This window comes from Pedococcus soli, assembly GCF_054782575.1.
Window position 1 is genome coordinate 239,682 of the sequence record NZ_BAAGSF010000004.1, and the last position, 25,144, is coordinate 264,825.

A 25,144-nucleotide genomic window follows, 5' to 3' on the forward strand; every position below is an offset into this window, starting at 1 on the left:
GTCACGAATCGGTCACGAAATCGGCGTTTGTGCAGGTGAGAGGCCCTTCCGGCGGTGGATCACGTCGTCCGGGAGCCGGGAATCGGCTGTTCTCCCGACCCCCACACCCCCGCGAATCGGACCCGCCCGGAGTCGTCAGGGGGTGAGGGGTTCCCCGGCGCGCAGCGCGTCGTAGGCCGCCGGGTCGTTCGCCTTGAGCTCCCGGCGGACCTTGCGCCGGTAGCGCAGGATCTGGGCCACCCCGAGTCCCCAGACGAGGTACTGCACGGACATCGCGGCCCGGAACGAGTCGACGTCGTAGGTGCTGGGCCCTCCCGGGGCGACCCGGTCGAGGACGATCCCGATGAGCGTCACCGTGGACAACGACGCGAGGAACCCCCCGACGTTGACGATGCCGGTCGCGCTGCCGAGCCGGGTGGGCGGGTTGAACGTCCTGGCCAGGTCGAAGCCGACCATGGAGCCGGGGCCCCCGACGGCGGTGACGACGACGAGGACCACCAGCACGGGCAGGGGTGCGCGGCCCGGCCACAGGAGCACGACCGCCCACACCGTCATGATCGCGGCCACGATCGCAAGGATCAGGGTCGACCGCGAGAACGGGTACCTCGTGACGAAGCCGCCGATGATCGGGCTGGTCACGACCGTGGTGATGGTCATGAGCATGAGCAGGGTGCCTGCGGTCGACGGCGAGAGGCCCTGACCGGCGACGAGGAACGGGTAGCCCCAGAGCAGGGCGAAGACCGTGGCACCGAACTGCGCGGAGAAGTGCGACCAGAGCCCGAGCCGGGTGCCCGGGGTGCGCCAGGCGGCGCGCACGGCCCTGGCGATGGCCCTCACCTTGATCTCGTCGAGCTCGTGGTCGGGGTTCGGGGAGTCACGGACGACGACGAGGACCAGCAGGCCGAGGACGACCCCGACGAGTCCGGCGGTCGCGTAGGACGGCGTCCACCCGTAGGCGTGGAGTGCGTGGACCAGGGGCGTGGCAGCGACCAGGGCGCCCACCTGGCCCAGCAGCCCGGTGAGCTGGGTGACCATCGGGATGCGCAGGGGCGGGAACCACAGCGCGACGATCCGCAGCAACGGGATGAAGATCATGGCGTCGCCGACCCCGACGAACACCCGGGCCACGAGACCGGCGGCGAACGAGTCGGCGAACGCGAACCCCAGCTGCGCCAACGTCATCAGCGTGACGCCGGACAGCAGCAGCCGCTTGGACCCGAACCGGTCGAGCAGGGCACCCACCGGGATCTGCATCGCGGCGTAGACGAGCAGCTGCACCATCGTGAAAACCGACAGCTGGGTCGCGGCGATGTGGAACCGCTCGGTGGCGATCAGCCCGGCGACGCCGAGCGAGCTGCGGTGGAAGACGGCCAGCACGTAGATCGAGACCGAGGCGCCGTAGACGACCCAGGCCCGGCGACCACCGAGCTCGAACGAGGCGGGGCGGCTGGTCACGTGCCTCATTCTCGCGCAGCCCCCGTCCCGGCCTCGCGCCGGACCACCGGCCGGACGAGCGCCGGCGTGGAAGCGTAGGTTCGCCGCGTGGAACAGCTGCGCAGGGACGGCCTGGTCTTCGACGTCACCGAGACCGGTCCGTCCGACGGAGAGGTCGTCGTGCTGCTGCACGGCTGGCCGCAGGACCGGTCCGCGTGGCACGCGGTGGCCGACCGGCTCGCCACGGCGGGACTGCGCGTCCTGGCACCTGACCAGCGCGGCTACTCGCCCGGGGCCCGCCCCCGTGCCGTGGCGGCATACCGGATGTCGCAGCTGGTCGCGGACGTCCTCGCCCTCGTCGACGCCAGCGGCGCCGACCGCGTGCACCTCGTCGGGCACGACTGGGGAGGGGCGGTCGCGTGGGCGTTCGCGGAGCGGCACCCGGAGCGGCTGACCGGTCTCACCGTCGTCTCGACCCCCCACCACCGCGCGATGGCCTGGGCCCTGCGCCACGGCGGCCAGGCGCGCAAGAGCTGGTACATGCTCGCGTTCCAGCTCCCCCTCCTCCCCGAGGCGGTGCTGCGCCGCCGCCTCCCCGACGTGCTCCGGCGCAGCGGCCTCCCCGCCGAGCACGTCACGAGGTATGTCGCCCGCTTCCGTGAGCCGGGCGCCGCGCGTGGCGGTCTGGCCTGGTACCGGGCGCTGCGCCCCCGCCCGGCGGCCCTCGCCCGCCGACGTCCCTCCCGCCCGGCGCCCGGGCCGATCCAGGTGCCGACGACCTACCTCTGGGGCCGTCGCGACCCGGCGCTCGGACGCGCCGCCGCGGAGCGCACCGCGCTGTGGGTGGGGGCCGACTACCGGTTCGTCGAGCTCGAGGCCGGCCACTGGCTGCCGGAGACGCACCCCGGTGACGTGGCTGCCGCCGTCCTGGACCGGGTGCGCCCGACGCCTCAGGGGTAGAGGGGCCGCGGCCCGTCCCACGTGTCGCACATGGCCCAGCTCGTGGCGGCCAGCAGCTCCACGGCACCCGTCTCGGCGGCCACCGTCGCGCGGGTCGCGTCCTCACGGGTCGGGTAGACCCGGGCCGTCAGGGCACGACCGTTGACGAACACCTCCAGGGCCGAGTGGTCGACCAGCACCCGGAGGTCCACCCGTCCGTCGGCGCCGATCGGCACCTCACCCGAGCGGGGCGTGCGGTCCACGGAGTCGTCGAGGCTGGAGCGGGACCGGTCCAGCGCGACCGTCCCACCGGGCCCCGGGCCGACGTCGCGCCTGACGCGCAGCACGGTGGCCTCTTCGCCGTCCCCGGTCGAGGCCAGCACGAGGACGGCGCTCGCCCCGGGTTCCAGGACCATGACGAGCTCCAGGTCGCGCTGGTCCCCCTCCCCCAGGCCGAGCGGCACCGGGCCGAGCTCCTGGGCGGCGCACCGCTGCTGGTCGGTGCGCAGGGTGGCCACCTCCGGCGCCGGCGCCTGGGCGAGGGCGCCGTCCGGACCGAGGGTGACGACGCGAGGCAGCGACATGACGCCGGACCAGCCGTGGGCGACCATCGCCTCGTCGTCGCGGCCCTCCTGCAGCCAGCCGAACAGCACCCGCCGGCCGCTCTCGTCCCTGAAGCTCTGGGGGGCGTAGAAGTACCGCCCCCCGAGGTCGAGGCGGTGCAGCCGGTCCGGATCGAACGTGTCGCCGCGATAGCGCCCGGTCCAGTAGAGGGGGTAGTGGGTCACCCCTGCGTCCCAGGCCGAGAACACCAGCACGTCAACGGGATCCGGCTCCCGTGCCCCGTCCCCCTCGCTGGCCGCCGGCGGGCGGAACAGGTCGACGCACTCCCACATCGTGCCCGTCCAGTCGCCGGCGTCGACGGTGCCCGTGGACGCGTCCCCGGTGAGGAGGGGGCCGACGTAGTCCCAGTGCCGCAGGTCGGTGGACTCGTAGAGCAGGGCGGTACCGCCCTGTCCCGCGATCCCGGAACCGACGAGGTGGCGCCACCGACCGTCCTCGCGCCAGACGCAGTGGTCGCGGTAGGCCGTCAGGTCGAGCCCGTCGGGGTAGTCGGCGATCACCGGGTTGCCGGGGTCCTTGATCCACGTGTTCAGGTCGGCCGAACCGGTTGCGACGCAGGGAAGCTCGCGCTCGTCGTGGCGACCGGAGTAGACGACCGTGGGAGTGCCGTCGTCGTCGACGAGCACCCCTGACCAGCACCCGTCCCGGTCGGGACCCTCGTCGCCCGGCACCAGGGCGATCGGCTGGTCCGCCCAGGTGACGAGGTCGGTGCTCGTCGCATGGCCCCAGTGGATCCGGCTGTGCAGCGCTGACGTCGGGTTGTACTGGTAGAAGAGGTGGTAGGTCCCGTCCCACTGGGTCAGGCCGTTGGGGTCGTTGAGCCAGCCGGCCGGCGAGACGAAGTGGAATCGTGGTCGGTGGCGGTCCGCCTCGGCGAGCTCGACGAGGGTCGGCTGGGGGGCACGGCTGCTCATGCGTGACGGTCCTGGGGTCGGGCGACCCGGCGTGCGGCCGGTTCGGGCGGCGCTAGCCTACGAGCAGGAGGTGGTCGTCATGGGTCTGGTCCAGGTGGCGCAGCACGCCGAAGACCTCGACCGCGCGTCGGCCTTCTACGAGCTCCTGCTCGGGGCACCGCCGCTGGCCAGGTTCGACCCGCCGGGGCTGCTGTTCTTCGCCCTGGGCGACGGCACCCGCCTGCTGCTCGACCTTGGCGCGCCCAGCGCGCTGCTGTACCTGCGCGTGGACGACGTCCGCGTCCGTGTCGGCGAGCTGCGCAGCGCCGGTGTGACGGTCGCGTCGGAACCCCACGTCATCTTCAGCCACACCGACGACACCCTGGGCCCGGCCGGCACCGACGAGTGGATGGCGTTCGTGCGCGACAGCGAGGACAACCTCGTCGGCCTCGTCAGCCACGCACCGAGGGCCGAGAGCTGAGCGGCCCCTCGCTCCCGCTGCCCGACCCGTCGCTGGTCGTGCTCGTCGGTCCCAGTGGCAGTGGGAAGTCCACCTGGGCCGCGCGGCACTTCCGTGCCGCCGAGGTGGTGTCCTCCGACGCCCTGCGGGCGGTCGTCGGCAGCGGTGAGCACGACCTCGACGCCTCCGCGGACGCGTTCTCGCTGCTCGACCAGGTGGTTGCCGCGAGGTCCGGACGCCGACTCACCGTCGTCGTGGACACGCTGGGCCTCGACCCGGCGCGCCGTGCGCAGTACCTCTCCCTGGGACGGTCCGCGGGAATCCCCTGTGTCGCAGTGCTTTTCGAGACCCCGGCACCCGTATGCCGCCGGCGCAACTCCCAGCGCGACCTGCCCGTCCCGAGCCGGGTCCTCGCCCAGCAGCTCGCCGCCGTGCCGGGTGCCCGGGTGGCGCTGGCCGAAGAAGGCTGGGACGGCGTCCTGGTGGTCTCGGACGAGGACGGGGATCGCGCGACCCCCGCTCCGCTGGCGGAGACCGGGCGGCCACCCGCGGTGGCGACCTCCGACGACGGGCTGCCGGAGGTCATCCTCCAGGTCTCGCGCTTCCCGTGGGGCAGCGAGCCGGCCGGATGGCTGCGGTCGGTGGCGCTCGCGGCGGCGGAGGCCGGCTGCGGAGGCATCGCCCTGATGGACCACCTCATCCAGATCCCGCAGGTCGACCGCGCGTGGGAGCCCATCCCCGAGCCCTGGGTGACCCTCGGGCTGCTCGCCGGTCTCGACACCGAACTCCGTCTGGGAACCCTCGTCTCCCCCGTCACCTTCCGCCCCGCCGGGATCACCGCGAAGGCCGTCGCCACCCTGGACGTGCTGTCCGGCGGACGCGCCTTCGTCGGTGTCGGAGCCGGCTGGTGGGAGCGAGAGCACCGTGGGTTCGGGCTGCCCTTCCCCTCTGCGGGCGAGCGGCTGGACCTCCTCGAGTCGTCGATCGAGACGATGCGGGCGCTCTGGGGCACCGGCACCAAGCCCTACACCGGCGAGCGGGTGACGTTGCCCGAGACGACGGCATACCCGCGGCCTGTGGGGCGACCACAGGTCATCGTGGGTGGCTCCGGGGAGGTGCGCACCCTGCGCATCGCGGCGCGACTGGGCGATGCCTGCAACCTTCCGAGCGACCTGGAGACGTTGCGGCACAAGGTCTCCGTGCTCCGCCGGCACTGCGACGAGGTGGGCCGCGACCCGGCGGAGGTCGCGATCACCGTCCTCGACGTCCCCGTCCTCGGCCGCGACCGGGACGACACGTGGCGGCGGGTCGAGCGGTTGCGGGGTCGGACCGCAGCCGCGTCGTTCGCCCGCAGGCACCACGCCGGTGAGGCTGCGACGCACGCGCGCCGGTTCCGCGAGCTCGCGGACCTCGGGGTGGCGACGGTGTTCCTCGCCCTGCCGGACCTCGAGGGCCCGGACGACCTCGAGCGGGTCGCCGCGGTCCTGGCCACCCGCCAGGGCGCGGCTCACCCGTTGTCGATCTCCACCGGCTCGACGTCGTCGGCCAGCTCGTAGCCGAAGATGCGCGCGTAGAAGTAGGCCTCGGCCTCCCGGGCCCGGACGATGGTCTCCGCCTTGCGGAACCCGTGCCCCTCCCCGGCGAACTCGAGGTGGGCGACGGGCAGTCCCTTGGCACGGACGGCCTGGGCCATCTCCGTGGCCTGGTTGGGCGGGACGACGCGGTCATCGAGTCCCTGCAACAGGATCATCGGCGCGCTGAGCGACTCCAGGTGGTGCAACGGCGAGCGTTCGCGGTAGACGTCACGGCCCTCGGGATAGGGCGCGACCATCCTGTCGAGGTAGCGGGACTCGAACTTGTGGGTGTCCCGCGCGAGGGCCTCGAGGTCGCCGACCCCGAAGTAGCTCGCGCCCACGGCGAAGACGTCGGTGCCGGTCAGGGCGGCGAGCGTGGTGAAGCCGCCGGCGCTGCCACCGCGGATGGCCAGCCGGTCCCCGTCGACCCGACCCTGCTCCGCCATGGCCCGCGCCCCGGTCGCGCAGTCGTCGACGTCGACGACGCCCCACTGCCCCAGGAGCCGCTCACGGTAGGCGCGACCGAAGCCGGTGCTCCCGCCGTAGTTGACGTCGAGGACGGCCAGGCCACGGCTGGTCCAGTAGGCGGTGTCGAGGCTGAAGGCGGGGACCGTCATGGAGGTCGGGCCACCGTGCAGCCGGACGACGAGGGGCGGCAGCTCACCGTCCGGGGCCCGGAACCCTGCACTGGCCGGTGGGTGGAACGCGCCATGGACCGTCAGCCCGGCCGAGTTGGTCCAGGAGACCAGCTCCGGCGTGGACAGCATCCCGGTCGGCAGCTCGAACGACGACTCCTCGCGGACCACCTCGACCGCGCCCCGGTCGAGGTCGACGGTGACCACCGCGCGCGACCGGTTGCTCCGGTCGACGAGGGCCACCACGGTGCGCCCCTCGACCCGGACGTGGTCGAAGGCCACGCCCTCGAGGTCGAGGGCGGTGACCACGCCGTCGACGACGGTCCCGAGGTGGCCGTGCCCCTCGTCGAACCAGCTGCAGACGATGGTGCCGTCGTCGGTGGTGCCGAAGGAGGGGCGGTCGAAGACCCACTGCGGCCACCCCAGCTCGACCTCGGCCGCGGTCAGCGCGACGACGGTGCCGTCGGTCCGGGCCGCCGCGAGGTTGGACCAGCCGGACTCGTCGCTGAGGTGGAGCAGGTCGCCGTCCTGCGACCAGCGCGGTTCGGTGACCGCGACGTCCTGGCCCCCGGTCACGCGCTTTGCCCCCGTGGTCCCCGAGTCGGTGACGTCGGCGACCCACAGCTCGGTGGAGTCCCAGGGCATGTTGGGGTGGTTCCACTGCAGCCAGGCGAGCCGGCCGCCGTCCGGGCTGAGGCGCGGCGCCGAGAGGAAGTCCGCGCCCTGCACGAGCACCGTCCCGCCGTCGGCGTTGTCACCGTCGACCTCGAGGCGGACGATCGCGGCGACGGCCTCACCGTCACCTCGGTGGTCCTCGCGCACGCAGTACAGGTGTCGCCGACCTTCGTCGAGTCGCAGGTCGGCATAGCGCAGCCGGCTGTCGCTCTCCGGCGTGATGGCGCGCGGCTCCTCGCCGTCGCCGAGGGTGAGGACCCGCACCCGCTGGTCGGCGAAGTCGACGAACGCGACCACGTCGCCGGCGACGGTGTAGGCGCCGCCTCCGTACTCGTGGACCCGTGACCGCACGTTGAACGGCGGCGGGGTGAGGTCGACACCGTCGCGGACCAGCACCACCCTGCCACCCTCGCTGCCGCGCCCCTCGAGCCAGTGGACGTGTCCGGTGTCGATCGAGGGCTGGTCCAGCGCGACCCGGTCGCCCGCGAGGCTCGCTGCGCTCACGGGAGAGGTCCAGGAGCCGTACGCAGCGGTGGTCGGGGTGCTCGCGGAACTGGTCATGCCGCGCATGATGCCACCAGACGACAGGAGCCCGCCGACCCCTGCGGGTCGTCGGGCTCCTGTTGTCGGCTGGTGTCGGGCGCTGTCGGCCTCTCTCGGCCTGGTGCCCAGGTCGCGGCGTCAGGTCGTGGCGGGCACCCGGCTGAGCTGGGTGAGGGCGAACTCCGTGACCCGCACGAGGGCGTGCTTGGCGGACTCCCGGTCACGGGCGTCCACCTCGATGACGGGGATGTGGTCCGAGATGGCAAGGGCCTCACGGATCTCGTCCGGACCGAACTCGCCCGAGCCGTCGAACTGGTTCAGCGCGACGATGAAGGGCAGCCCCTTGGCCTCGAAGTAGTCGACGGCGGCGAAGCTGTCGTCGAGCCGGCGGGTGTCGACCAGGACCACGGCACCGATGGCACCGATGACCAGGTCGTCCCACATGAACCAGAAGCGTCGCTGGCCGGGCGTGCCGAACAGGTAGAGCACGAGGTTCTGGGCGAGGGTGATGCGGCCGAAGTCCATCGCCACCGTGGTGGTGTGCTTCTGCTGCACCTTGGAGATGTCATCCTGGCCGGCGGACTCCTGCGTGACCAGGGCCTCCGTGCGCAGCGGGTCGATCTCGGAGACGGCACCAACGAAGGTGGTCTTGCCGACGCCGAACCCGCCAGCCACGACGATCTTGGTCGATGCGCTGTTGCGGTTAGAGGGCGCGTAGTCCACTGAGTGTCCTTTCGATGAGTTCACGTCGTTCGTCGGTCGTCGTGTTTTCGGAGATGGTCTTGCGGGTCTTCAGGTGCCCCGCGGAGATCAGGTCCCCGATGAGCACTCGCGCGACCCCGAGAGGGACGTGCAGCTTGGCGGAGATCTCGGCCACCGACTGCGAGGTGGCGCAGAGCTCGATGATGCGACCCGACATGTGTCCCTCGGGCCAGGTCGCGCTGCGTCCGGACGGGAGCACCTCGAGCGTGGCTTCGATGGGCAGGTCCACCACGGACTCGGTGCGTCCGGACGTCAGCGCGTAGGGCCGGACCAACCTCGGTCCGGACTGCTCCTCGCGTGCGTCAGGCGCCATGGCGCTTACCCCGACATCGGCGCCCGGGCAGCCGCGTCGATCATCTTGCCGACGCGGTCAACCAGCACCGCCATCTCGTAGCCAACCTGACCGATGTCCGACTCCGTGCTCGTGAGGGCGGCGAGGTGCGAACCGTCGCCGACGCTCATGAGCAGCAGGAAGCCGAGCTCCATCTCGATCACGGACTGAAGGACCGTGCCACCCTGGAAGAGCCGGGCCGCACCGGAGGCGAGGCTCGCCATACCGGAGGCCACCGCCGCCATCTGCTCGGCGCGGTCCTCGGGCAGCTGCTCGCTGGAGGCCATGGGCAGTCCGTCGGCAGAGACCAGGATGGCGTGGGACACGCCAGGGGTCTCGGTCGCGAACTTGGCCACGAGCCAGTCGTACTCGCCCTTGGGCTGGGCCATGGCGTCAGTGGTGAACATCGGCTTCCTCTCGGTGGGTTCCGTCTTGTGCCTCGGTGCGTGCGGTGCTCACACCGTTCTTGTGGCGGTTCAGGCTGCGGCGAATCGCCTCGGGGTCTCGGCGCGACGTCGCGGGGGCGACGGGCTCCTCGGCCGGCGAGTCGGCTGCGCCGGAGTTCATGGTGGTGCCGGGGCGCCGCATGGGCAGACCGGCGGACGACTCCTGGCGGGGAGCCTGCTCGGCCTCGGCCGAGAACAGCTCCTGGTCACCCTCGGTCCCGGTCCAGGCCGCCTCCGGCGTGGCTGCCGCGGCGTCCGTGGCCAACCACCCCGACATCATGGAGCGGAAGATCGGCGTGTTCTCGGCTGCCGGGCTGGGCGCGGCCTGGGGGTCAGCCTGCACGTCAATCTGCTCCTCGACCTGGTCGACCTGAGTGTCCTTGGTGTATGCGGTGTCGGTCACCTCGGCGACCGGCTGGTCGACCGGAGCCTCGACCGTGGCCTCGGCCGGAGCGGCCTCGACCTGGTGCTCCGCGACGGGCGCCTCGACGACGCCGGCCTCGGGAGCCTCGACGGCGCGAGCCTTGCGGGCGCCGAAGAACGAGGTGTTGTGGGCGCGCAGCGCCGGACGACCGGTGGTGGGTTCCGGGTCGGCCACGACCGGCGTGGTCGAACAGCTCGCACCGGGGACCCGCGTCGGCAGCACCGGCTCGGTGGGCTCCGGAGCGGCAGCCGGCTCGGCCGCACGGTCGACCGGCGCCTGCTCGGCCTCGGCCACCCAGGCGTCCGGGACGGTCAGCTCGGTGGTCTGCGGCGCGGCCTCGGTCGCCTGCTCAGCGACCTCGCCCTCACCGTTCTCCGCCTTCGCACGCGCCTCGGTCACCGCGTTGCGGTGCTCGAGCCACGCCGAGAGGTTGGAGGGCATCCGGTGCGGCTCGGCGGCTGCCTCGGCCTCGAGGCGAGCAGCCTCGGCGGCCTTGCGACCCCCGAACCAGCTCGTGCGGCGACCGCTCTTGCCCTTGTCGCCACCCTTGTCGGCTGCCTCTGCAGCAGGCTCGGACGGCGCGTCGGCGAACTCGCGGTACTCGGTGATGCCGGTGGCGCGCGGCTTGCGGACCGGGAGGCCGGCCGCCGAACGCGGGGCCTCGGTGACCTTGGCAGCCTCGGCGGCCTTCGCCTCCTCCGCAGCCTTCGCCTCGGCGGCGACCTTGGCAGCCTCGGCGGCCTTGGCGTCCTCCGCAGCCCTGGCGTCGTCCGCAGCCTTCGCCTCGGCGGCGACCTTGGCAGCCTCGGCGGCCTTGGCGTCGTCCGCAGCCTTGGCCTCGGCGGCCTTCGCAGCCTCAGCGATCTTGGCGTCGTCCGCAGCCTTGGCCTCGGCGGCCTTGGCAGCCTCGGCGGCCTTGGCGTCGTCCGCAGCCTTGGCCTCGGCGGCCTTGGCGTCGGTCTGGGTGCCGTTGATGGCGTGGCCGTTCGTCCCGTTCACCGCAGGCTTGTCGCCGTTGGTGCCGTGGCCGTTGGCGCCGGCCTTGGCGTCGGCCGCGGCAGCACCCTCGATGACGGGCTTGATCGGGACGGCCGTGATGGCGTCAGCGGTGGTCGGACCGTGCGCACCGGGGGTGCGGGTCGGCAGGACCTTCTTGGCCGCGTCCGTGACCGGGCTGGGGGCCCCGCTGGCGCCCTTGACGCGGGTGGGGAGGCCGGCCTTCGTGGTCCCACCGACGGCAGGGACGGCAGGCGCGGTCGGAGCCACGGGGGCAGCTGCCGGAGCAGCGGCCAGGGTCGGGCGAGCGGGGCGGTCGGCTCGGCCCGCGGTGTCGGCCAGGAGGCCGGCAGGCAGGTGGACCGAGACGGTGATGCCGGGCTTCTCGTCGCCGTTGCGGCGCAGGCGGACGGCGATGCCGTGGCGCTTGGCCAGGCTGCCCACCACGAACAGACCCATGCGGCGTGCGGTGTCCGGCGTGATGTCGCCACCGTGGGCCAGCCGGTCGTTGAGCGCGGCGAGCTCCTTGGGCGGCATACCGAGGCCCTTGTCGCTGACCTCGACGAGGAGGCCACCCTCCGGGGTGCGGGCACCACGGATGTCCACGCGGGTGGTGGGCGGCGAGTAGGCCAGGGCGTTGTCGACGACCTCGGCGACCAGGTGGATGAGGTCGGAGCCGACGGCGCCGAGGACCTGGTCGTTCGAGGTGTCACCGATGTCGATGCGCTCGTAGTTCTCGACCTCGGACACCGCGGCACGCACGGCGTCGGAGACGGAGACCGCACCCGAGAAGCCGCGTCGCGTCGAGGTGCCGGCGAGCACGAGCAGCGAGTCGCTGTTGCGGCGCATGCGGGCGGCGAGGTGGTCGAGGCGGAAGAGGCTCTGGAGCCGCTTGGGGTCCTCCTCGTCGCTCTCGAGGCGCTCGATGAGGGACAGCTGCTGGTCGATGAGCGAGGTGCTTCGACGGGAGAGCGTCTCGAACATGTGCCCGACCTGGACACGCAGGCGGGCCTGGTCCCCGGCGAGGGTGAGCGCCTGGCTGTGGAGGTCGTCCACCGCGCGGGCCAGCTGGCCCATCTCCTCACGGGTGTGGACCGGGATCGCGACGAAGGCCGGCGGTTCGGTGCCGTCACGCATCGCGGCAACGGCCTCGGGGAGGCGCTTCTGGGCGACGTCGAGGGCGCCCTGACGGACCGCACGGATCGGGACGAGCAGCGAGCGCAGCAGCGCAAGCACGATCACCAGGGCGGCCAGCAGGGCGACGGCGACGAGCGCGGCGTTGAGGATGGCGGTGTCGCGGAAGGTGGCGGCACGGTCACGCAGGTTGGCCTCGAGCGCGACGAGCTGGGTGTCGAGGAGCTTGGTGTACCCGGCGTTGCTGGACTCGATCACGGTACCCAGGTCGGCGATCTGCTGCTTCTCGGGTGCCTCCTGCTGGAGGGTGTACCCGCGGCGGCCGTTCTCGTTGAGCAGCTGACGGATCTGGCTGGTGTCGCCGACGGCCTCCGACTGCAGACGCGTGAGGGCGGCCGTCTCGGCGCCGACCTGGCCGATGGCGCGCAGCGAGGCAGCGCCGTCGTCGGCGTTGGAGAGGTTGAGCTGCTGGCCCGTCATCGCGCGCTGGGCGGCGATGGTGTCCTGCAGGCCGACGACGATCTTGGCCGAGGCCGAGTCGTCGGAGAGGCCCAGGTCGGACACGGCGGTCGACAGCAGGGTCGCGATGTTGCCGGACCGGTCGATGACGACGTCGGAGAACCCGTTCTGGGTCTTGGCGTTGCGGACGGCCTGGCCGAGCGAGAGGGCGCTCTGCGCGTTGCGCTTGACCGTCTCGGGGATGCCCGGGGTCTTCAGCGCGATGCGCAGGTCGGCCGCAGCCGACTCGTAGCGCGTGATGGCGGAGATGACCCCGCTGCCACCGACACTGCCCGCGGCGGCGAGGCGCTGCACGGCCAGGTTGTAGTCGACGACGGGGCGGATCACGAGGACGGTGTCAGCCGCCCGCGAGAGCTGCTGTGCCGAGTTGACGTCGCTCTGGACGCGCAGGCCACCGAACACGAAGGCCAGGATCACGGGCAGGGCAACGGCCGCCGCAAGCTTTCGGCGCAGGGGCCAGTGCCCGAAGGACCAGCCTTGCGGGACACGGCCAGCTACCGACTGCAGTCTGGACACTGAGCCACCTTTCCTCATCAACGAAAACTCGGGCGAACGGCAACATATGGCCGGGAGTACAGCCACGACACGGGGTTGGAAGCCGACTTGGGACGTTCGGATGCTGCACGTCTGGCCGAACGGACTAGAGCCGCTCGGACGACCACGGGAGCGGTCGTCCCGACCACTCCCCAGGGCTGCCGGGGTCCACATGCGGGACGGTGGTGGCACGGCCTCCCCCGAGGCCCGCACCATGCGACCGACGCCAGAGCGAAGCACGAGATCCGACTCGTCTCAACCTGTCCACGAAAAAAGGCACGAACGTAGGAACGGTCCTAGTCCCAGAGGTGTCTTGATCGGTGTTTTGCCCGTAGTGCGTTTGCGCTATGGGTACGTTTTCCCCGTCATCGTCAGGGGGCGAGGTACACAATGGGAATCGATATGGAATCGACCGTTTCATCAGCCGAGGTGCAGGCGCTGCGCCGGCTCTCTCAGCTGATGAACCAGGCCAGTGGTCTGGAGAGCCTGCAGGAGCTGCTCGACCTCGTGGTCGCCGGTGCCGCCGATGTCGTGGGCTTCCAGGTCGCGGCGATCAGCCTCGTGCGCTCGAACGGCGACCTGCAGATCGTCGCGGTGGGGGGCCACCCGGACGCCACGGCACAGCTCGTCGGTCGGCGCACACCGCGCGAGAGCCTCGACGGGGAGTTCGCTGTTGCCGAGCACTGGGGTTCGCTGCGCTTCATCCCGGCAGCCAACCTCCCGAGCAACGCCCGTCCCGGTTGGGTCGCGCCCGAGTGGGACGAGCAGGTCATCGGCGACCCGGACGCCTGGGATCCCGAGGACACCCTGCTCGCACCGTTCTACGACCCGACCGGCGAGATGCTCGGCATGATCTCCGTCGACCTGCCGCTGTCGGCCAAGCGCCCGACACAGGTCCAGCAGGGCGTGCTCGAGGTCTTCGCCAACCAGGCCGGCATCGCCATCAACTCCTTCCGCCAGCGCCAGACCCTCGCCGAGCAGGTGCGCCTCGCCGCCACGGTGCAGAGCGTCGCCCGCATCTCGCAGGGCATCCTCGAGCCCTCCAAGGTCGTCGAGGCCATCGTCGACCCCATCCGCACCGGGCTGGACTGCCTCGGCCTGTGGGTCCGGGCGTTCGCGACCAAGGACGCCGCCAAGACCGACAGCGTCGCGGCCTACTCCGCGCAGGGCACCACCCGGACGCCGGCGAAGATGGTCGAGGTCGCCAGGACGCTGGCCGAGCGGGCCTGGGCCGAGCAGGTCTCCGGAGTCGTGAGCAACGGAGCCGTCCAACCCGCCGGCGCGCTGTCGGACGAGGACCTCGACGAGCTCCTGGCCTACCTCGCCAACACCGGCGCCGGCTCCCTGCTCCTCGCACCGATCGGTGCCGGCACCGAGTGCCTGGGCCACATGGTGCTGACGCGGTCCCCGGACGCCCCGCCGTGGAGCGACGCCGAGCGGGTCGCCGCGCTCGAGATCGGCCGTGACGTGGGCCGCTCGATCGTCAACGCCCGGCTGTTCGAGCTCGAGCGCCGGATGATCGCCGAGCTGCGCCGTGCCGACCGGGCCAAGACGACGCTCTTCTCCACGGTGCACCACGAGCTCAAGAACCCGCTGGCGTCGATCGTCGGCCACGTCGAGCTCCTCAAGGAGAACCCGACCGGGGACGCCACGTGGTCGCTGAAGGTGATGGCCCGCAACACCCACCGCCTCCAGGGCCTGGTCGACGACCTGCTCACGCTGTCCAAGGTGAGCGACCCCGACCGGCCGCTGGTGCGCAACCACGTCGACATCTCCGAGCTCGTCCGCGATGCCGCCGACATGTTCCTCCCGCGGGCGGCGCAGCAGGACGTCACGATCAAGGTCATCGCTCCGGAGCACCCACCGACCGCGCTGGGCAGCACCGACGAGCTCGCCCGTCTCGTCGAGAACCTCGTGAGCAACGCCGTGAAGTACACGACCGACGGTGGTGAGGTCACGGTGTCCCTGCGTCCCCTCGGCGACAAGGTCGAGATGGTCGTCGCGGACGAGGGCCTGGGTATCTCGCGCACCGACCTGCAGTCGCTGTTCACGGAGTTCTTCCGCAGCACCAACCCCGACGCCCTCGAGGTCCCGGGCACAGGGCTCGGGCTGAGCATCGTCCAGCGCATCGTGGCTCGGCACAACGGCACGATCTCGGTGGACTCCGAGCTGGGCAAGGGCACCAGGTTCACGGTGCTGCTCCCCCGCGCCGACTCCGCCCAGGACCGCGGCTAGCACCCACCCGGTCGGGTATGGCGCACGGGCGACCATGCGCCACACCCCGCCTGTGCGGCGGGTCGCCGACTCCTAGGGTCGCGCCAGTTCGACCACAGGCTCACCACAGGTGGGGGGCCGACGGTGTGGTGACAGCCTCGCCACCCGGCCGGGCACCGCACCCGAGGGGAGCACGACAGTGCCCAGCAAGACCATCATCACCGCGGCCGCCGGCCTCGTCGCCGCGACGGGGATCGTCGTCACCGTCGCCTCGTTGGCCAACGCCTCCACCAGCACGTCCCCGTCCGCCGTCACGGGCTACGCCTTCGGCTACGGGCAGCAGTCCGGCGAGGGCCGTGGACCCGGCGGCGGAACGCACACCGCGGTCACCGGATCGGAGCTGTCCAAGGTCACCGCCGCGGTCAAGGCCGCGGACTCCGCCGTCACCGTCACCTCCGTCCAGAAGGACGAGGACGGCTCGTACGACGTGTTCGGCACGAAGGCCGGTGCCCAGGTCATGTTCGACGTGAGCAAGGACCTCAAGACCATCACCGCCCGCACCGGCGGTCGTGGCGGCCACGGTGGAGGGCCCGGTGGTGGCACGCACACCGCGGTCACCGGCACCGAGCTCTCCAGGGTCACCGCCGCGGTCAAGGCCAAGGACTCCGCCGTGACCGTCACCTCCGTCCGCAAGGACGAGGACGGCTCGTACGACGTGTTCGGCACCAGGGCCGGCGCCCAGGTCATGCTCGAGGTGAGCAAGGACCTCAAGACCATCACCGCCCGCACCGGCGGTCCCGGCGGTGGCCACGGTCACGGTCCCGACGGCGACGGCCCCGGCGCCCCGGGCGGCTCGACCGGCTCGGGCACGGAGAGCAACGGAACCCAGAGCAACGGCACGGCGAGCACCACGGCGTTCCGTACCGTCTGACCCTCACCACCCGAGGGGTGGAGCCCGGTCACCATCGCGGTGGCCGGGCTCCGTCGTGCACTTCCCCTGTCAGACCCCGAACATCCCGCGGCAGCCGTCCATCCCCGTGACCTCCACCACCGGTCGTGACCGGGCGGACCACCGGGTCCTGGTGAGACGGAGCCGGTCGGAGACGAGCACCTCGTCGCCGCGGGCATCGCGCGAGATGCCGTCCGGCTCGTAGCCGAGGCGTCGCGAAACCCCTTGCGACGCGTGGTTGTCACGGAAGACCTCGGTCAGGGCGGACTCCGCCCCCAGGTGGTCGAAGGCCACGGCGAGGAGGCTGGCGCGCGCCGCCGTCCCGACGCCCCTGCCCTGGTGCGCGAGCCCGAGCCAGGACGAGGTGCTCACGTCCCGGACGACGCGGAAGTCGTCGGCCCTCAACGTGACCATGCCCACCGGGCGTCCGTCGAGGAGGACCGCCATCCCGAGGCGCCACGACTGCGGCGTCCATGAGGCGAGCCGCTCCCAGTGACCGCGCAGGACGGCGTCGGCCCGCTCACCGGCGCTGCCCTCGGTCCAGGGCGTGAGGAACGGTCGCTCGCCGGGTCGGTGGACGCCACGGCCGGCCAGGTCGGCCAGCTCGGCGACCTCCTCCTCCCGAGGCAGTCGCAGCTCGACGACTGCGTCGCCACCGGCGACAGTGGTCCGGGTGGTCAGGGCATAGAGGGGCCAGTGGTCCTGCAGCATGGGCCCCATCCTCGCGGACGGCGTGGCCGGTGCCGTCAGTGCACGGCGGCCAGCAGCACGCCGACCCCGACGAAGAGCCCACCGAACACGCGGTTGAGGCGACGCTGGCCGTCGCGGCTGCGGGTGAGCCGACGCAGCCACCGCGCGGCGAACGCGAACACGAACCACATGACGAGGACGTCCACGACCACGACCGTCGCGGCGAGCACGACGTACTGCGGCACGAGGGGCCGTTCCGGACGGATGAACTGCGGCGTGAACGCGAGGAAGAAGACCACGGCCTTGGGGTTGGTCAGGTTGACGAGCACCCCTTGGCGGAGCATCGCCCCGCGGGAGGCCGGCGGCACCGACGCCTCGACGTCCTGCGCGGTCGGCTGGGCACGCAGCTGACGGACGCCGAGGAACACCAGGTAGGCCGCACCGGCATACCGGATGACGTTGAACAGCAACGGGGACTCGGCCACGAGGACGCCCACCCCGGCCGCCACCACGGCGATGTGCACGAGGAGGGCGAGCTGCTGGCCGATGATGCCCCAGATGGAGCGGGCCCACCCCGAGCCGATCGAGTTGGCCATGGTGTTGATCGCCCCCGCACCCGGCGTCAGGGAGATGAGGACCGCGGCCCCGAGCAGGGTGAACCAGAGCGACCACGACACAGCGGCGAGTGTAGTTCGGTGCCGCGGCCGCCCCGGCGGGCGTCCACGGCACCGAACCGCCCTCGAGGGCCGGGTGGTCCCGGGCTCCCGGGTGGCGGGTCAGGTCGCCGCAGGGACCTCGGGCCGCGCACGGCCGGACGGCAGGGCGAGGGCGGCGAGCGCGGTACCGATCGTCCTCGGCACCTTCGGGCCGTAGCGGCGGTCGATGACCCCGGCGACGGGACCGAACCACCATCATCATCAGGACGGTCGCAAGCAGGAACAGGCGGCCGGCCCAACCAGGTCCTCCTGCTGCTGCGCTCCGCCGGGGCTCGAGCCCCTCGCCTCGGCCGACGCCGCGGACCTCGCCGCTCCCCTGCACGACCTGATCCACGCCCTCCTCGCCGAGCGGTCCTGACGAGCCGTCCTGGCCCACGGTCTTGACGAGGCGCGGCCCTGCCACCACGGTGAACCGATGAGCCCACCCGACCAGCCGCAGGTGCAGGTGTTCGTCGATGCCGACCTGAGCGGGGCCCGCTTCGTCCGCAGCGACCTGTCCGGCGTCGTCATGCGCGCGGTGCACGTCACCGGCGCCGACATCGATGCACCCTGGCTCCTCGAGGGCGGGAACTCGTTGTGGGTCAACGGAGTCGACGTGGCGCCATACGTGGACGCGGAGCTGGACCGCCGCTTTCCCGGGCGTTCGCTGCGGAGGGCGACGGACCCTGACGGCCTCCGGGAGGCGTGGGCCGCGGTCGAGGCGGCCTGGGCCACGACGCTCGACCGGGTCGGCACGATGCCCCCGGGGACGGTCGACGTCCAGGTGGACGGCGAGTGGTCCTTCGCGCAGACGTTGCGACACCTGGTGATGGCGACCGACACGTGGCTCGGGCGCGCCGTCCTGGGACGCGAGCAGCCGTACCACCCCATCGGCCAGCCCCATGCGGAGTACGAGCTCGACGGCTACGACGCCTCGTTCTTCTCCCGCACGCAACCGTCGTTCGACGAGGTGCTGGAGGTGCGCGCCGGGCGCGTCGCCATGGTGCGGGACTTCCTCGCCGCCGCCACCACCGAGGACCTCGCGGTGGCGCGGCGCCACCCCTGGGCTCCGGAGCACAGCGAGAGCACCCTGGCGTGCCTGCACACCATCCTCGAGGAGGAGTGGGAGCACCACCGGTATGCCGTGCGCGACCTGGACACGGTGGGCGGCACCGGTCGGGACTGATCCCAGGGGTCCTCGCCGGCCCGCTGGGGTACCTTGACCGCAGATCGTGGACGGCTGCAGAGGGGGAGCGGGATGGCCGCGGAGGAGAAGTGCTACGAGATCACGTGGGACGAGGCGACGGGGATCGCCCGGACCGACTGGCTCCCCGGTGCGGTGTGCGGCATCGAGGAGGCCCGCGCCGTCGACGCGGAGATCAAGGCCCTCGGGCAGGACAAGGTCCGCTCGCTGGTCGACCTGCGCGAGGTCGCCTCGATCGACCGGCCGGCCCGTGAGTTCTTCATGGACCGCAACCCCAACTACCGGGCCGTGGCCCTCGTGGCGGGCTCGGCCTCCACCCGCATGCTGGCCAACTTCTTCCTGGGCCTGAAGCGCGGCTCCATCCCCGTGAAGATGTTCACGTCCGAGGCCGACGCCGGCACCTGGCTGCAAGCGCAGCCATGAGCGACGGGGGCGCCACGACGGACACGGAGGGCCAGGAGGGCCCGGGCGGCTCCCCCATCGACGCCGTCATCGAGCTGCTCACGAGGCTGGCTGCCGGCGACCTGGACGCGCGCGGGCCCCGCACGGACGACGAGGACCTCGATGCGGTCATCGTGGGGATCAACATGCTCGCCGAGGAGCTCGAGGCCAACCGCTCGGAGCTCGAGCACCGGGTGCACCTGCGCACCATCGAGCTCGAGGCCGCGCGCAAGCAGGCCCTGGAGGCGTCCCAGCTGAAGTCGGAGTTCCTGGCCACGATGAGCCACGAGATCAGGACGCCGATGAACGGCGTGATCGGCCTGACCACCCTGCTGCACCACACCGACCTCGACGAGACACAGCAGCAGTACGTCGGGGGGCTGCAGAGCGCCGGGGAGTCGCTGCTGCGCGTCATCAACGACATCCTCGACTTCTCCAAGCTCGAGGCCGGCAAGGTGGACCTCGAGGCCGTGGACCTCGACCCACGGTCCCTGGTCGAGTCGGTGGCGGCCCTCGTGGCACCGATGACGACCACGCCGGAGCTGGAGGTCATCGCCTACTGCGCTGCCGAGGTGCCGCCACGCCTCGTCGGTGACGAGGGACGGCTGCAACAGGTCCTGCTCAACCTGGCCTCCAACGCCGTGAAGTTCACCGACAAGGGCGAGGTCGTGATCAGCGCCCGGATGGTCGACCCGGGCGACGGACGGGTGCGCTTCGAGGTGTCCGACACCGGGATCGGCATCCCCGAGGACGTCCGACCCGCGATGTTCGACTCGTTCCGACAGGCCGATGCCTCGACCACCCGCCGGTACGGCGGCACCGGCCTCGGCCTGGCCATCTCGCGCACCCTCGTCGAGGCGATGGGCGGCAGCATCGGGGTCGACAGCGACGTGGGCGTCGGGAGCACCTTCTGGTTCGAGCTCCCCCTGCCGGTCTCCGCGACGACACCTCCTCCCGTCCCGGCCAGCGACCTGCTCCTCGGGCTACGCGCCCTGGTCGTCGACGACAACGCCACGAACCGGCTGGTCCTGGGGTCCCAGCTCACCCAGTGGGGGTTGCGGCCCGACAGCACCGACCACCCGGGCTCTGTCATCGACCTGATGCGCGCCGCGCGCGCTGCCGGCGACCCGTACGCGATCACGGTGCTGGACATGTGCATGCCCGATCTCGACGGCATCGAGCTCGCCCGACGGATCAGCGCCGACCCCTCCCTGCGCGACACCCTCATGATCATGCTGTCTTCCACGGGCGAGATCGACCGTGCCGAGCTGGCTCGGGTCGGGGTGCGCGACGCGTTGAGCAAGCCGGTGCGCAGCAGCGACCTGTTCGACCGCCTGGTCCGCCTGGTGGCCGGCGCACCAGCGGCGAGCGTGCGCCGCACGACGAAGGACGCCGGGCCGGCGACGGACGCGGGCGCTGTCGAGCGTCCCGCCCACCGCCCCTCCCCCGGTCGGGTCCTGGTCGTCGAGGACAACACGGTCAACCAGCTCGTGGCACGGGGCCTCGTGACCCGGATCGGGTACGACGTGGACGTCGTCGAGAACGGCGCCGAGGCGCTGGAAGCCATTGCGGGGCAACAGTATGCCGCCGTGCTGATGGACTGCCACATGCCCGTGATGGACGGGTACTCCGCGACCGCAGAGGTCCGCCGACGGGAGGTCGGCGGAGAGCGGCTGCCGATCATCGCGATGACGGCCAGCGCGACCACCGAGGACCGCGAGCGCTGCCTGGCCGTCGGCATGGACGCCTACGTCTCCAAGCCGGTCGACGAGTCCACCCTGAGGGAGGTCCTGGGTGCGTGGGCGCGCCCGGCCGACGCCATCGGCGCAGGGCCGGGTCCGACCGGCGCGGCTCGGGCTCCGGACCCCTCGCCCGGGCAGGAGCCGCTGGACAGCGCGAGGCTCGCGACGCTGCGTGACCTCGGCGCCACCACGGGGCAGGACCTCCTCGCAGCCCTGACCGAGGCCTTCACGACGGCCTCGCCGGTCCTCGTGGCGACGATGCGGGCGATGGCCGCCGCCGACGACGCGCAGGGACTGCGGCACGCAGCGCACGAGCTGACCGGGTCCGCGGCGAGCATCGGGGCCGTGAGGGTCGCCGAGCTCGCCCGACAGGTCGAGACGGGCGGCCTCGCGGCCGCCGCCACCCTGCTCGACCGGCTCGAGACCGAGCTGGAGCGGGCGGGCCAGCTGCTTCGCGAGTCGCTCTGACGGCGACCGCACGCTCCGGCGCCGGCACGTGGAGCCCGCAGCTCGTCGCCTCCTTCTTCCACGGTGGGCGGATCACGTACGGCGCCCTGGCCGTGGTCGTCGGCCTCGTGGCCGGCTGGGGTGCCCTCACCCTGACCGACTCGCGCAGCGTCGACGAGCACCGCTGAGCCACCACCGCCCGGCGGCGCCATCGCTCGACCTGTCGACGCACGTCCCAGACGGACGGGCAAGGGAAAGGCCCCCGCGACCGGAGTCGTGGGGGCCTTCCTGGGGTGGTGCTGTGGAGCCGCCTATCGGAATCGAACCGATGACCTATTCATTACGAGTGAATCGCTCTGGCCGACTGAGCTAAGGCGGCAGGTGCCCGAAGGCACGGACGATGAGTATACGGATGAGCCGCGGAATCTCCGAACCGGGCCCGACGACACCCGTCAGGTCAGCACTTGGTGCCGTCCTTGGGCACCTTGCCGTCGGTGTAGTAGTCGTTGATCGCGTCGTCGACGCAGCTGTTGGAGCGGGTGTAGGCCGTGTGCCCGTCGCCGTCGAAGGTCAGCAGTGCGGCGTTGGAGAGCTGGTCACGCAGCCGCACCGACCACTCGTACGGCGTCGCGGGGTCGCGGGTCGTGCCGACCACGACGATGGGGCCGCTGCCCTCCGCGCTGATCTTGTGCGGGCCGGTCTGGCCCTCTGTCGACTTCACCGGCCACTGCCCGCAGACCAGCGACCCCCACGCGAGGAACGGCCCCCAGGTCGGGGCGACCTTCGCGTTGTCAGCGGCCCGCTGGGCGTACACCGCCGGGTCGGGGCTGTCGGGGTTGTCCAGGCAGGAGATCGCGTAGAACGCCTCGAGCAGGTTGCCGGCGTAGACGCCGTTCTGGTTGCGCTGCGCGTACTGGTCGGCGAGCTTCATCAGCTCCGTGCCGTCGTCCTTGCGCACGACCTGGGCCAGGGCGTCCGTGAGGGTCCCCCACGAACCCTGGTCGTACATGGCCTGCGCGATGCCGGTGGCGGCCCACCCCTCGGTGAGCTGCTTGAGGGTGCCGTCCTGCATGGGCACCGGCTGCTGGTCCAGCCGGGTCAGCAGCGCACGCATCCCGGACATGACCTCGTCGACGGAGCCGCCGAGGGGGCAGTCGCCCTCGTCCACGCAGTTGGCGGCATACGCGCGAGTGGCCCGCTCGAACCCCTCGGCCTGGCCCTTGGCCACCTCTGCGGCGCTGATGTCCGGCGGGAGGACCCCGTCGAGGACGAACCGACCGACGAGCTTCGGGAACAGCCCGGCATACGTGGCGCCGAGGAAGGTGCCGTAGGACTTGCCCAGGTAGTTGAGCTTCTCGTCCCCGAGGGCCGACCGCAGGATGTCCATGTCCTTGGCGGCGTCGACGGTCGAGACGTGGCTGATGAGCGCCCCGGTCCGCTGCACGCACCCCTGCGCGAACTCCTTGCCCGAGGCGGCGAACGCGGCGGCCTCGGCGGCGTCGTCCGGGGTCGGGTCCTGCCCGAGGAACGCGTCCATCTGGGTGTCCGGGAGGCAGTCGATCGGCTGCGACCGCTGCACGCCGCGGGGGTCGAAGCCCACGACGTCGAAGCGCTGACGCACCGGCTTCCCCACGATGAAGTCCGCAGCCTGCGCGTAGTCCACGCCCGACCCTCCGGGGCCGCCCGGGTTGACCACGAGCGACCCGATGCGGTCCTTGGGCTTGGTGGCCTTCATGCGCAGCACCGAGATCTCGATCCGGTCGCCGTCCGGCTTGGCGTAGTCGAGCGGGACCTCGAGCTTCGCGCACTCGGAGATCCGGCACTTCTGCCAGTCCAGCTTCTGCCCGTAGTACGACGCGAGCGCCTCGGACCCGGCCGGGGGCCTGGCCGCCGCGGTCGAGGAGGTCGAGGGCGTTGCGCCGGAGTCGCCCCCACCGAGCAGGGAGCACCCGGAGAGGCCGACGGTCACGATCGCGGTCGCCGCCACGAGCATCCGTGTGCGAGAAGTCATGGGCGGCACGGTATCCCGCCGTGCTGGGAGACGCCGCCTCGGACGCGTACGGCGCGTGCGCGCCTCAGCGGGGTACGCGCAGCGTGATCGCCATCGCCTCGAGCGCCAGCAGCGGTGCGACGTTGAGCCCGATGCGCTCGCGGGCGGTGCCGATGGCATCCATCGCCCCGAGCAGCTGCTCGGGCGTCATCGACCGCGCGAGCGCCTGCACCTCGCGGATGCTGTCCTGGTTGACCAGCCCGAGACCGGCACCGCTGTGCACCACGAGGGCGTCCCGGTACACCGACAACAGGTCGACCAGGGATCGGTCGAGCACGTCGCGCGAGTGGCGGGTGGCCCGCGCCTTCTGCTCCTTCTCCAGCGACGAGAGCTGGCTGCGGATGTGGGGCGGCTGGGTGCGCGCCGAGGGGTCGGCTCCCAGCATCTCCATGAGCCGCTTCTTCTCGGCGACGTCCCGCTCACTGGCGGCGGCCGAGGACTCCTCGTCCGCGATGGAGACGAGGTCGGCAGCCGCGCCCACCGCGTCGCCGACACCGTGGATCCTGCCCGCGAGGGCGACGACGTCACGGCGGCGGATGCGGGCACCCTCGTCACGGGCCAGCCGGCGTGCGAGGCCCACGTGGCTCTGGGCCGCCCGCGCGGCATACAGGGCCATCGGCATCTCGATGCCGTCGCGGCGGTGGAGCAGCTCGGCGACCGCCTCGACGGGAGGGGTGCGCAGCCGCACGTGGCGCGAGCGCGAACGGATCGTGATGACGACGTCCTCGAGCGAGGGCGCGCACAGGATCCAGACGGTGCGTGCGACGGGCTCCTCGATCGCCTTGAGCAGGGCATCGGCGGCGCGTTCGGTGAGGCGGTCGGCGTCCTCGACGATGATGACGCGCCAGGGCCCGACGGACGGGCGCAGGGCAGACATGGCGGCGAGCTCACGTGCCTGCTCGACCTTGATCGACAGGCCCTCCGTGGCGACGAGGTCCACGTCGGCGTGCGTGCCGTCGACCGCGGTGCGGCACTCACGGCACTCGCCGCAGCCGTTCAGCGGGCACTCGAGCGCACCGGCGAACGCCCGCGCGGCCACCGAGCGTCCCGATCCGGGTGGTCCGGTGAGCAGCCACGCGTGCGTCATCGACCCGGGCTCGGCGACGGCTCGCTGGAGCGTCGCGACGGCGGAGTCCTGCCCGATGACGTCGCGCCAGACGGTCACGGCAGCACCACCAGCGACCTCAGCCGTGCGAGGACCGCCGCGTGGATCTCGTCGGGAGGCAGGGTGCCGTCGACGACGAGGTAGCGCTGGGGGTTGCCCTCCGCCATGGCCAGGAAGTGCGCACGGATGGCCTCGTGGAACGCGTCCGCCTCCGCCTCGAGCCGGTCGTGGACCTCGCCCCGCCGACGGCGCCCCTCCTGCGCGGACACGTCGACGATGACGGTGAGGTCGGGGACGAGCTCGTCGACGGCCCACATGTTGAGGTCGTGGATCTCCTGCGCGCCGAGGTCGCGACCGGCGCCCTGGTAGGCCACCGAGGAGTCGGTGTAGCGGTCGGTCAGCACGACCTCGCCCCGGTCGAGGGCGGGGCGGATCAGCTGGTCGACGTGATGCGCCTTGTCGGCGGCGAAGAGCAGGGCCTCGGCCCGGGGGGCCACGTGGGCGCCGTGCAGCACCAGGTCGCGGATCTGGTGCCCGAGGTCGGTGCCACCGGGCTGGCGGGTCACGGTGACCGTCCTGCCCGCAGCCTGGAGGGCGTCACGGAGCAGGGCCACCTGCGTGGACTTGCCCGCGCCGTCGCCACCCTCGAAGGCGATGAAGAGTCCGTCGGTCACGCAGTGAGCC

21 protein-coding genes and 1 tRNA gene are annotated in these 25,144 nt (G+C 72.1%); 9 read left to right on the forward strand and 13 right to left on the reverse strand.

Annotated features, from left to right (window positions below; translation table 11 throughout):
* Positions 1-135: 135 nt before the first annotated feature.
* Positions 136-1,464, reverse strand: coding sequence for an MFS transporter (locus ACYVKF_RS07155; RefSeq protein WP_056915673.1), 1,329 nt, complete (start codon positions 1,462-1,464; stop codon positions 136-138).
* Between the two features lie 78 nt (positions 1,465-1,542).
* Here ACYVKF_RS07155 and ACYVKF_RS07160 point away from each other — a divergent pair, with 78 nt between their 5' ends.
* Complete coding sequence (locus tag ACYVKF_RS07160) at positions 1,543-2,394, forward strand: alpha/beta fold hydrolase (RefSeq protein WP_460965843.1); 852 nt, start codon at positions 1,543-1,545, stop codon at positions 2,392-2,394.
* Here the strand turns inward: ACYVKF_RS07160 and ACYVKF_RS07165 are convergent.
* Positions 2,385-3,911 (reverse strand): glycoside hydrolase family 32 protein, encoded by a 1,527-nt coding sequence (locus tag ACYVKF_RS07165; RefSeq protein ID WP_460965844.1) that lies wholly within the window; start codon positions 3,909-3,911, stop codon positions 2,385-2,387. The two genes, ACYVKF_RS07160 and ACYVKF_RS07165, sit on opposite strands and share 10 nt — an antisense overlap.
* 79 nt (positions 3,912-3,990) lie before the next feature.
* Here ACYVKF_RS07165 and ACYVKF_RS07170 point away from each other — a divergent pair, with 79 nt between their 5' ends.
* Both ACYVKF_RS07170 and ACYVKF_RS07175 read left to right on the forward strand, forming a co-directional pair.
* The gene (locus tag ACYVKF_RS07170; RefSeq protein WP_460965846.1) at positions 3,991-4,371 is read left to right on the forward strand and encodes a VOC family protein; all 381 of its coding nucleotides are present in this window, start codon (positions 3,991-3,993) and stop codon (positions 4,369-4,371) included.
* Between the two features lie 38 nt (positions 4,372-4,409).
* Positions 4,410-5,906: an LLM class flavin-dependent oxidoreductase gene (locus ACYVKF_RS07175; protein WP_460965848.1), complete on the forward strand. Its 1,497-nt coding sequence runs from the start codon at positions 4,410-4,412 to the stop codon at positions 5,904-5,906.
* Here the strand turns inward: ACYVKF_RS07175 and ACYVKF_RS07180 are convergent.
* From ACYVKF_RS07180 to ACYVKF_RS07200, 5 genes are all read right to left on the reverse strand, one after another.
* Positions 5,858-7,795, reverse strand: coding sequence for a S9 family peptidase (locus tag ACYVKF_RS07180; protein ID WP_460965850.1), 1,938 nt, complete (start codon positions 7,793-7,795; stop codon positions 5,858-5,860). The two genes, ACYVKF_RS07175 and ACYVKF_RS07180, sit on opposite strands and share 49 nt — an antisense overlap.
* 120 nt (positions 7,796-7,915) lie before the next feature.
* Positions 7,916-8,500, reverse strand: a complete 585-nt coding sequence (locus ACYVKF_RS07185; protein WP_056915676.1) for a GTP-binding protein — start codon at positions 8,498-8,500, stop codon at positions 7,916-7,918.
* Positions 8,481-8,852, reverse strand: coding sequence for a DUF742 domain-containing protein (locus ACYVKF_RS07190; protein WP_460965852.1), 372 nt, complete (start codon positions 8,850-8,852; stop codon positions 8,481-8,483). Before ACYVKF_RS07190 ends, ACYVKF_RS07185 begins: the two co-directional genes overlap by 20 nt.
* Positions 8,853-8,857: 5 nt before the next feature.
* Positions 8,858-9,277 (reverse strand): roadblock/LC7 domain-containing protein, encoded by a 420-nt coding sequence (locus tag ACYVKF_RS07195; protein ID WP_255353312.1) that lies wholly within the window; start codon positions 9,275-9,277, stop codon positions 8,858-8,860.
* On the reverse strand, positions 9,264-12,905 hold the full coding sequence (locus tag ACYVKF_RS07200) for a sensor histidine kinase (RefSeq protein WP_460965854.1): 3,642 nt from the start codon (positions 12,903-12,905) through the stop codon (positions 9,264-9,266). The genes ACYVKF_RS07195 and ACYVKF_RS07200 overlap by 14 nt, the downstream gene beginning before the upstream one ends.
* 420 nt (positions 12,906-13,325) lie before the next feature.
* On the opposite strand from ACYVKF_RS07200, the gene ACYVKF_RS07205 reads away from it, so the two are divergent.
* A complete protein-coding gene (locus tag ACYVKF_RS07205) occupies positions 13,326-15,158 on the forward strand; it encodes a sensor histidine kinase (protein WP_460965856.1) in 1,833 nt (610 codons plus the stop codon).
* A gap of 178 nt (positions 15,159-15,336) precedes the next feature.
* Positions 15,337-16,068 (forward strand): hypothetical protein, encoded by a 732-nt coding sequence (locus ACYVKF_RS07210; protein WP_460965858.1) that lies wholly within the window; start codon positions 15,337-15,339, stop codon positions 16,066-16,068.
* 69 nt (positions 16,069-16,137) lie between these two features.
* Here the strand turns inward: ACYVKF_RS07210 and ACYVKF_RS07215 are convergent, their stop codons facing one another.
* Both ACYVKF_RS07215 and ACYVKF_RS07220 read right to left on the reverse strand, forming a co-directional pair.
* Positions 16,138-16,797, reverse strand: coding sequence for a GNAT family N-acetyltransferase (locus ACYVKF_RS07215; RefSeq protein ID WP_056920365.1), 660 nt, complete (start codon positions 16,795-16,797; stop codon positions 16,138-16,140).
* Between the two features lie 35 nt (positions 16,798-16,832).
* Entirely contained in the window at positions 16,833-17,453 is a 621-nt protein-coding gene (locus tag ACYVKF_RS07220) for a LysE family transporter (RefSeq protein WP_056920364.1), read from the reverse strand.
* A 205-nt stretch (positions 17,454-17,658) separates the two neighbouring features.
* On the opposite strand from ACYVKF_RS07220, the gene ACYVKF_RS07225 reads away from it, so the two are divergent.
* The 4 genes from ACYVKF_RS07225 to ACYVKF_RS07240 all read left to right on the forward strand — a co-directional run bounded on the left by ACYVKF_RS07225 (position 17,659) and on the right by ACYVKF_RS07240 (position 21,326).
* A complete protein-coding gene (locus ACYVKF_RS07225) occupies positions 17,659-17,850 on the forward strand; it encodes a hypothetical protein (RefSeq protein ID WP_460965861.1) in 192 nt (63 codons plus the stop codon).
* A 57-nt stretch (positions 17,851-17,907) separates the two neighbouring features.
* Entirely contained in the window at positions 17,908-18,657 is a 750-nt protein-coding gene (locus ACYVKF_RS07230) for a DinB family protein (protein WP_460965863.1), read from the forward strand.
* Positions 18,658-18,729: 72 nt separating this feature from the next.
* Entirely contained in the window at positions 18,730-19,098 is a 369-nt protein-coding gene (locus ACYVKF_RS07235; protein ID WP_460965864.1) for a DUF7793 family protein, read from the forward strand.
* Positions 19,095-21,326 carry a response regulator gene (locus ACYVKF_RS07240; protein WP_460965866.1) on the forward strand — a complete coding sequence of 744 codons (2,232 nt, stop codon included), beginning with the start codon at positions 19,095-19,097 and terminating at the stop codon, positions 21,324-21,326. Before ACYVKF_RS07235 ends, ACYVKF_RS07240 begins: the two co-directional genes overlap by 4 nt.
* Before the next feature lie 281 nt (positions 21,327-21,607).
* On the opposite strand, the gene ACYVKF_RS07245 is transcribed toward ACYVKF_RS07240, so the two are convergent.
* The 4 genes from ACYVKF_RS07245 to tmk all read right to left on the reverse strand — a co-directional run bounded on the left by ACYVKF_RS07245 (position 21,608) and on the right by tmk (position 25,134).
* Positions 21,608-21,684: transfer RNA gene (locus ACYVKF_RS07245), tRNA-Thr, on the reverse strand.
* Positions 21,685-21,762: 78 nt separating this feature from the next.
* Complete coding sequence (locus tag ACYVKF_RS07250) at positions 21,763-23,316, reverse strand: alpha/beta hydrolase (protein ID WP_460965868.1); 1,554 nt, start codon at positions 23,314-23,316, stop codon at positions 21,763-21,765.
* Positions 23,317-23,380: 64 nt separating this feature from the next.
* Positions 23,381-24,520, reverse strand: a complete 1,140-nt coding sequence (locus tag ACYVKF_RS07255) for a DNA polymerase III subunit delta' (RefSeq protein ID WP_056915688.1) — start codon at positions 24,518-24,520, stop codon at positions 23,381-23,383.
* The gene (tmk, locus tag ACYVKF_RS07260; RefSeq protein ID WP_056915689.1) at positions 24,517-25,134 is read right to left on the reverse strand and encodes a dTMP kinase; all 618 of its coding nucleotides are present in this window, start codon (positions 25,132-25,134) and stop codon (positions 24,517-24,519) included. Before tmk ends, ACYVKF_RS07255 begins: the two co-directional genes overlap by 4 nt.
* Positions 25,135-25,144 lie beyond the last annotated feature (10 nt).

Coding starts and splice junctions, on each gene's coding strand:
- ACYVKF_RS07155 (WP_056915673.1), bottom strand. CDS start 1,464: ATGAGGCACGTGACCAGCCGCCCCGCCTCGTTCGAGCTCGGTGGTCGC.
- ACYVKF_RS07165 (WP_460965844.1), bottom strand. CDS start 3,911: ATGAGCAGCCGTGCCCCCCAGCCGACCCTCGTCGAGCTCGCCGAGGCG.
- ACYVKF_RS07170 (WP_460965846.1), top strand. CDS start 3,991: ATGGGTCTGGTCCAGGTGGCGCAGCACGCCGAAGACCTCGACCGCGCG.
- ACYVKF_RS07180 (WP_460965850.1), bottom strand. CDS start 7,795: ATGACCAGTTCCGCGAGCACCCCGACCACCGCTGCGTACGGCTCCTGG.
- ACYVKF_RS07190 (WP_460965852.1), bottom strand. CDS start 8,852: ATGGCGCCTGACGCACGCGAGGAGCAGTCCGGACCGAGGTTGGTCCGG.
- ACYVKF_RS07195 (WP_255353312.1), bottom strand. CDS start 9,277: ATGTTCACCACTGACGCCATGGCCCAGCCCAAGGGCGAGTACGACTGG.
- ACYVKF_RS07205 (WP_460965856.1), top strand. CDS start 13,326: ATGGAATCGACCGTTTCATCAGCCGAGGTGCAGGCGCTGCGCCGGCTC.
- ACYVKF_RS07215 (WP_056920365.1), bottom strand. CDS start 16,797: ATGCTGCAGGACCACTGGCCCCTCTATGCCCTGACCACCCGGACCACT.
- ACYVKF_RS07225 (WP_460965861.1), top strand. CDS start 17,659: ATGACCCCGGCGACGGGACCGAACCACCATCATCATCAGGACGGTCGC.
- ACYVKF_RS07230 (WP_460965863.1), top strand. CDS start 17,908: ATGAGCCCACCCGACCAGCCGCAGGTGCAGGTGTTCGTCGATGCCGAC.
- ACYVKF_RS07235 (WP_460965864.1), top strand. CDS start 18,730: ATGGCCGCGGAGGAGAAGTGCTACGAGATCACGTGGGACGAGGCGACG.
- ACYVKF_RS07240 (WP_460965866.1), top strand. CDS start 19,095: ATGAGCGACGGGGGCGCCACGACGGACACGGAGGGCCAGGAGGGCCCG.
- ACYVKF_RS07250 (WP_460965868.1), bottom strand. CDS start 23,316: ATGACTTCTCGCACACGGATGCTCGTGGCGGCGACCGCGATCGTGACC.